Here is a 5,939-nt window from a genome sequence, read left to right on the forward strand (position 1 = left end):
GCCATCGTGGTCGCGGCGAGGAAGGCGGCGCCTGCCGCGGCGATGCGCTTGGTGTTCATGGGAACTCTCCTTTGAGTCTGGTGTCGGCCGTATTCGGTCTGGGTGTGGTGCTACTGCTGTGGCGCTTCTGGATGTGGTGCTGCTCTCCGGTGGGCGTAGGTGCCCCGAGGGCACTACTCGACGGCGGCGCCTCCATGGGTCTGCGGCGGGCGCCAGCTCAGGAGGCGGCGTTCGAGCACGGTGATCAGGGCCTCCGCGATGAGGGCGATGGCGGCGACGAGCACCATGCCGGCCAGCACCCCGTTCATGTCGAAGTTGTTCTGCGACGAGCGGATGAGCAGGCCCAGGCCCTGGTTGGCGCCGAGGATCTCGCCCACGAGCGCGCCGATGAGCGCGAAGCCGAAGCTGATGTGCAGGCTGGCGAGGATCCACGTGAAGGCGGACGGGAGCACGACGTCCCGGGTCACCTGCCAGCGCGTCGCTCCGAGGAGACGGGCGTTGGCGATGAGGTTGCGGTCGACCTCGCGGGCGCCCTGGAAGGCGTTGAAGAAGACGCCGAAGAAGACCAGGACGACGGCGAGGATCACCTTGGACTGGATGCCGAACCCGAACGCGACGGTGAAGATCGAGCCCAGGATGATGCGCGGGATCGAGTTGGCCGCCTTGAGGAAGGGGGCGAAGAGCTCGGAGAGCAGGCGCACGCGTCCGAGGGCGATGCCGCACACGACTCCGAGGATGGAGCCGATGACGAAGCCGAGCACCGCCTCCTCCAAGGTGACCAGGATCTGGTCGCCGAGCGAGCCCTGGCTCGTGCCGACGGTGAACCAGTCGTAGAGGTCGCCCCAGACGCCCTTGGGCTCACCCCAGAAGAAGGGGTCGACGACCTTGGCGTTCACGAGGAACTGCCAGGCGACGAGCAGGACGACGACGATGGCGAGCCGAGCGGCGGCCAGCACGGTGCGGCGGCGTCGGGCCCGGGCCCTAGGGGAGGTCCCCGCGGGCGTGGCTGCCGGCGTGGCTGCCGACGTGGCTGCCGACGGGAACTGGGCGGAGATCGCGGTGGCCGTTCCGTCGTTCTGGGTCGGGGTGTCGATCACGAGGCCACCTCCTCGAGACGCGTCGTGCGGGCGTAGGCCTCGGCGACCTCGGCGCGCAGCGCCTCCCAGATCTGCTCGTAGAGCCGGGTGAACCGTGGGTCGAAGCGGATCTCCTGCACGACCCGGGGTCGCGGCAGGTCGATGTCGAACTCGGCCTTGACGGTGCCCGGCCCGGCCGTGAGGACCACGACCTTGTCGGCGAGGGCGATGGCCTCCTCGAGGTCGTGCGTCACGAAGACGACGGTCGGCTTGGTCTGGTCCCACAGGCGGAGCAGCTCGGTGGACATGATGGCCCGGGTCTGCACGTCGAGGGCGCTGAAGGGCTCGTCCATGAGCAGGATGCGCGGTTGGTTGATGAGCGACTGGGCGAGCGCGACGCGCTTGCGCATGCCGCCCGACAGCTGGTGCGGGTAGCGGTCCTCGAAGCCGCTGAGCCCGACCCGGCGCAGCCAGTCCCGGGCCAGCTTCATCGCCTCCGACCGGCTCTGGCCGCGGTAGAGCGGCCCGGTCGCGACGTTGTCGACCACCGACCGCCACGGGAAGACGGCATCCTGCTGGAAGACGAAGCCGGTGCTCGTGTCGATGCCGCGAACCGGCTCGCCGTGGACCAGCGCCTCTCCGCGAGAGGGTCGCTCGAGCCCCGAGACAAGCGTGAGGGTGGTGGACTTGCCGCAGCCGGTGGGCCCGACGACGGCGCAGAACTGGCCGTCCTCGACGGTCAGCGACAGGTCCTCGATCGCGGTGTAGGTGCCGCCGTCCGCCGTGGCGAACTTCTTGGTGACGTTGCGTAGCTCGATGGCCGCCATTGGCCCCGCCCTTTCTCCTCGTTGAGTTGCGTCACCGTAGGAGCGGGCCGGACTTGGCCGGAATGCTTGTGATCGTTGCCGCCGATAGCCGCGATAGAGATGGTTTTGTGCAATCTGCTCAGCCATGCTTGGTGCGACGCCGACGATGGTGTCACCGGGACCACGCGCCGCCACCGTCGTGGCCGAGCAGGAGCGGAGGAGTCGTATGCCGCGACTGGGCAGGACGCTCCCCGCCCGGATCCTGCTGGCCGTCCTCGGGATCGTCGTGGTGACGCTCGCCGTCGGGTTCGCCCTCTTCGCCCGGCTGACGTCGCAGACGGCCGACAGCCACGCCATCGAGCAGGCGACCGGCATCGCGGTGACCCTCGGGCGGGTGCCGGAGGTGGCGCGAGCCGTGACGGACGGTGACGCGGAGCACGCGCTGCCTGCCCTGGGGGCGCAGGTGCGGGCCTCGACGGGCGCCTCGTACGTCGTGATCATCGACCGCACCGGCCGGCGCTACTCGCACCCGAACCCGGCCCTGGTCGGCAAGCGGATCGAGGAGCCGGTCGTAGCGCTCGACGGGCAGGTGCACACCGGGATCGACGAGGGCAGCCTCGGGCGCTCCGCGAACGCACGCGCCCCCGTCGTCGACGCGTCGGGCCGCCCCGTGGGTGAGGTGTCCGTCGGCATCCTCGAGTCGGAGGTCGGCGTCCGGCTCACCGCCGAGGTCCTCGACATCGCGCTGTATGCCGGCATCGCCCTCGCGCTCGGGGTGGTGGCCTCGCTGCTGCTGGCCCGGGCGATCAAGCGGGTCACCTTCGGGGTCGAGCCGGCGGAGATCGTGGCGCTCATGCAGGAGCGCGAGGCGATGCTGCACGGCATACGCGAGGGGGTGCTCGCCGTGGACGCGAAGGGCGTCATCAACGTGCTCAACGACGAGGCACGCCGGTTGCTCGGGGTGGACTCCACGGGAGTTGGCCAGCGCGTCGAGGAGGTCGTCCCCGAGGGTCGGCTGCGGCGCATCGTCACGGGGGAGGTCGAGGGGGTGGACCTGGTCGCCGTCACGGACGAGCACCTGCTCGTGCTCAACCGCATGCCGGTACTCGTCGCGGGCCGCAACGTGGGGTGGGTCGTCACGATCCGCGACCGCACCGAGCTCGAGGCGCTGGTGCGCCAGCTCGACTCGATGGAGGGGCTCTCGACGGCGCTGCGCGCCCAGGAGCACGAGTTCTCCAACCGCCTGCACGTCCTGTCGGTCCTGCTCGAGCTCGGTGAGGTGGAGGAGGCCACCCGCTACAGCCGCGAGCTGCAGGCCGAGACGGCGCTGGCCAGCGAGGAGATCCGGGCGCGCGTGGGCTCGCCGGTCGTGGCTGCCCTCCTGCTCGCCAAGATCACGGTCGCGGCCGAGCGTGACGTGGTCGTGCGCCTCGACCCCACGAGCCGACTCGAGGCGGGCCGAGACGAGGACCTGCCGTTGGTCACGGTGCTCGGCAACCTCATCGACAACGCCGTCGACGCGGTCGCGGACGACCCGCGCACCGCTGGCAGCCACCCGCGGGGCGAAGTCCTCGTGCGCGTCACGGGCAGTGCCGACAGCCTCCTGCTCACCGTGTCGGACACCGGCCCGGGCATCCCGAAGGACCGGCTGGCCGACGTGTTCCTCGACGGCTACTCGACGAAGCCGCCGCGTGGGGCGATGCGCCGCGGCGTCGGCCTCGCCCTCGTCCACCGCCTCGTCACCCGTGCCGGTGGCACGATCCACGCCACGTCCACCGAGGGTGCGACCTTCGAGGTCCGTCTGCCCCTCCGCGTCCGTCAGGGAGCGCCATGATCCGCGTCCTCGTCGTCGACGACGACTACCACGTCGCGCACGCCCATGCCCTTAGCGTCGCGCGGCTCGCCGGCTTCGAGGTGGTGGGGGAGGCGCACACCGGCGCCGAGGCCCGCGAGCTGGTGGTGTCGGCACAGCCGGACCTGCTCCTGCTCGACATGTACCTGCCCGACTTCAGCGGCCTCGACCTCGTGCGGCAGGTGGCGGCGTCGGGGGAGCGGGTGCCGGACTTCCTGCTCGTCACCGCGGCGAGGGACATCGACTCGGTGCGCTCGGCCATGCAGCTCGGGGCGTTCTACTACCTGGTCAAGCCGTTCACCTTCGCCGCCCTGCGCGAGCAGCTGGAGGGCTATCGCGCCTGGTCCGAGCGGATCGACCGGGCCCCCGAGGCCGACCAGAACGTCGTCGACGCCCTCTACAGCCTGCGCGGCGCGCCACCCCGGCGGGCGGCGGCCGCCCGCACCCTGCAGCCGACGATGGCCCGGGTGCTCGAGATCGTGGCGTCGGCGCCGGCCCCGATCGGCGCGGCCGAGGTTGCGGAGATCCTCGGGGCGAGCCGGCCGACGGCGCAGCGCTACCTCGCGGGGCTCGTCAAGAAGCAGCTGCTCGACCTCGACCTGACGTACGGCTCGACGGGCCGCCCCGAGCACCGCTACCTCCCGCGCCGCTGACGGTTGGAAACCCTCGAACTCTGGCCCTTCGACGGTTGGAGTCACGAGGCGTAGGGGATGCGCTCCCACGAGAGGACGTGGTGGGCGCCCGGGCGGTTGACGGTCACCTGGAGGAAGTCCTTGGTGTTGCTCGAGCCCTCGACGGTGACGCGGGTCAGGTTGTCGGCCGAGCCCTGCACGTCGTAGAAGTCGAGCCACTTCGAGCCGGCAGCGAGGGGCCGGTCGGAGTTGTAGATGTGGCTGTCACCGTTGAAGAGGTAGACCTCGCCGTCGAAGTCGTTCGACTGTGCGACCAGCTCGCGCACGAGCGGCTGGAAGGCCGAGTCGTCGGCCCACGTCACGTCGTAGGTCGGGTCGAACATGTCCGCCTGGAGGAAGAGCGCGACGGCGCGGTCGTGCCGCAGGCGCGCGTCGGTGAAGGCCGAGCGGACCTGCGCCACAGCGCTGTCCATGCGAGCGCGCTCCTCGGCGACCTGCTGGGGCGTCGGCGAGGTGTGGCCGAGCTCGGGCCAGGGCAGGAGGCCGTCGTTGCTGCCCACGACGTGCAGGGTCGCGATGTCGACGCCCTGGCGACGGAACGACACGTTCTCCGGGAAGCCGGACGCGGCCTGCGACGCGACCGTCAGGTCCGCGCCGAGCGTGTGGCCGGGGCGGTCGAAGAACGTCGAGCGGATCGCGGAGAGGCGCTCGAGCGGGTCGTAGGTGCCGTTGTTGGCGCGGTGACAGTCGGTCCACTCGTTGTCGCCGGGTGTGTAGACGAGCGGCATGGTGAAGCGGTCGAACTGGCTGCGGATCATGCCGAAGTACTCGTTGGTGCAGGCGGAGGAGCCGTTCTTGATGTCGCCGACGTGGACCGTGAACGACAGGTCGGGCGTCGCGTTGATCTGGTCGACCCATTTCGGGAAGGCGGCGACCTGCGCTTCGCCGTAGGGCACGTCGCCGATCACGGCGAAGCGGTAGTGGCCGTCCTTGCCCTGGCCCGGCGAGTCCGTCGGCGATGCCGTGGCGGCGGCGGCGGAGAGGACGACGAGCGAGGCGGCGGCGGCCGCGAGGGCTGGGGTGCGCGAAAGGTGCATGACAGCCGTTATGCCGCACCGCGGACGAACGCCGGCACCACGTGAGGGTGAACGTCAGGCGTCCGGTGGGAGGCGTCCGGCGAGTCGGAGTCTGCCGGGATCCGACCGTCAGAGGTCGAGGCGCCAGCGGCCGGAGAGGACGTGCGGGCGGAAGCCGAGGGCGTCGTTGATGCGCCGCATCGGGGCGTTCTCGTCGGCGTTGTAGGTCTTGGGTCGTCGTTCCCGGACAGGTCTTTCGCGCCAGGCGATCCGACGTTGCTCCGGGGTGCGGGCCATGCCGCGGTCACCTTCCAGCTCGGCGTAGATGTCGTCGATGAGCGCGCTCGTCGCGACGAAGCCGGCCCCCTGCGGAGCCTGGCTCCGTCGCCGGGTCGAGCCGCTCGATCTCGACCTCGCGGCCGGTGTGGCCGCTCCCTGGCACCGCGGTCCTCAGAGCTGGACCAGGGTGGCGACCATGAGGGCCTTGATGGTGTGCA

General features: G+C 70.8%; 6 protein-coding genes. 2 read left to right on the forward strand and 4 right to left on the reverse strand.

Going from position 1 to position 5,939, the window contains the following annotated elements; all coding sequences use genetic code 11:
• Positions 1 to 173: 173 nt before the first annotated feature.
• Both ABD194_RS01015 and ABD194_RS01020 read right to left on the reverse strand, forming a co-directional pair.
• On the reverse strand, positions 174 to 1,097 hold the full coding sequence (locus tag ABD194_RS01015; RefSeq protein ID WP_343986170.1) for an ABC transporter permease: 924 nt from the start codon (positions 1,095 to 1,097) through the stop codon (positions 174 to 176).
• Positions 1,094 to 1,903, reverse strand: coding sequence for an ABC transporter ATP-binding protein (locus ABD194_RS01020; protein WP_343986172.1), 810 nt, complete (start codon positions 1,901 to 1,903; stop codon positions 1,094 to 1,096). Before ABD194_RS01020 ends, ABD194_RS01015 begins: the two co-directional genes overlap by 4 nt.
• A gap of 205 nt (positions 1,904 to 2,108) precedes the next feature.
• Between ABD194_RS01020 and ABD194_RS01025 the strand changes: the two genes are divergently transcribed.
• Together ABD194_RS01025 and ABD194_RS01030 are read left to right on the forward strand one after the other, a co-directional pair.
• Positions 2,109 to 3,716, forward strand: coding sequence for an ATP-binding protein (locus tag ABD194_RS01025; RefSeq protein WP_343986175.1), 1,608 nt, complete (start codon positions 2,109 to 2,111; stop codon positions 3,714 to 3,716).
• Complete coding sequence (locus ABD194_RS01030; protein WP_343986178.1) at positions 3,713 to 4,387, forward strand: response regulator; 675 nt, start codon at positions 3,713 to 3,715, stop codon at positions 4,385 to 4,387. Before ABD194_RS01025 ends, ABD194_RS01030 begins: the two co-directional genes overlap by 4 nt.
• Before the next feature lie 41 nt (positions 4,388 to 4,428).
• On the opposite strand, the gene ABD194_RS01035 is transcribed toward ABD194_RS01030, so the two are convergent.
• Complete coding sequence (locus ABD194_RS01035; protein ID WP_343986181.1) at positions 4,429 to 5,463, reverse strand: metallophosphoesterase; 1,035 nt, start codon at positions 5,461 to 5,463, stop codon at positions 4,429 to 4,431.
• Between the two features lie 108 nt (positions 5,464 to 5,571).
• Complete coding sequence (locus tag ABD194_RS01040; RefSeq protein WP_343986183.1) at positions 5,572 to 5,739, reverse strand: hypothetical protein; 168 nt, start codon at positions 5,737 to 5,739, stop codon at positions 5,572 to 5,574.
• Between the last annotated feature and the right edge of the window lie 200 nt (positions 5,740 to 5,939).

The organism is Terrabacter terrae (assembly GCF_039529575.1).
Classification (GTDB): domain Bacteria; phylum Actinomycetota; class Actinomycetes; order Actinomycetales; family Dermatophilaceae; genus Terrabacter; species Terrabacter terrae.

Bases quoted from the DNA above. Each gene is read 5' to 3' on its own strand.
- ABD194_RS01035 (WP_343986181.1), bottom strand. From the start codon at position 5,463: ATGCACCTTTCGCGCACCCCAGCCCTCGCGGCCGCCGCCGCCTCGCTC.
- ABD194_RS01030 (WP_343986178.1), top strand. From the start codon at position 3,713: ATGATCCGCGTCCTCGTCGTCGACGACGACTACCACGTCGCGCACGCC.
- ABD194_RS01025 (WP_343986175.1), top strand. From the start codon at position 2,109: ATGCCGCGACTGGGCAGGACGCTCCCCGCCCGGATCCTGCTGGCCGTC.
- ABD194_RS01040 (WP_343986183.1), bottom strand. From the start codon at position 5,739: ATGGCCCGCACCCCGGAGCAACGTCGGATCGCCTGGCGCGAAAGACCT.
- ABD194_RS01020 (WP_343986172.1), bottom strand. From the start codon at position 1,903: ATGGCGGCCATCGAGCTACGCAACGTCACCAAGAAGTTCGCCACGGCG.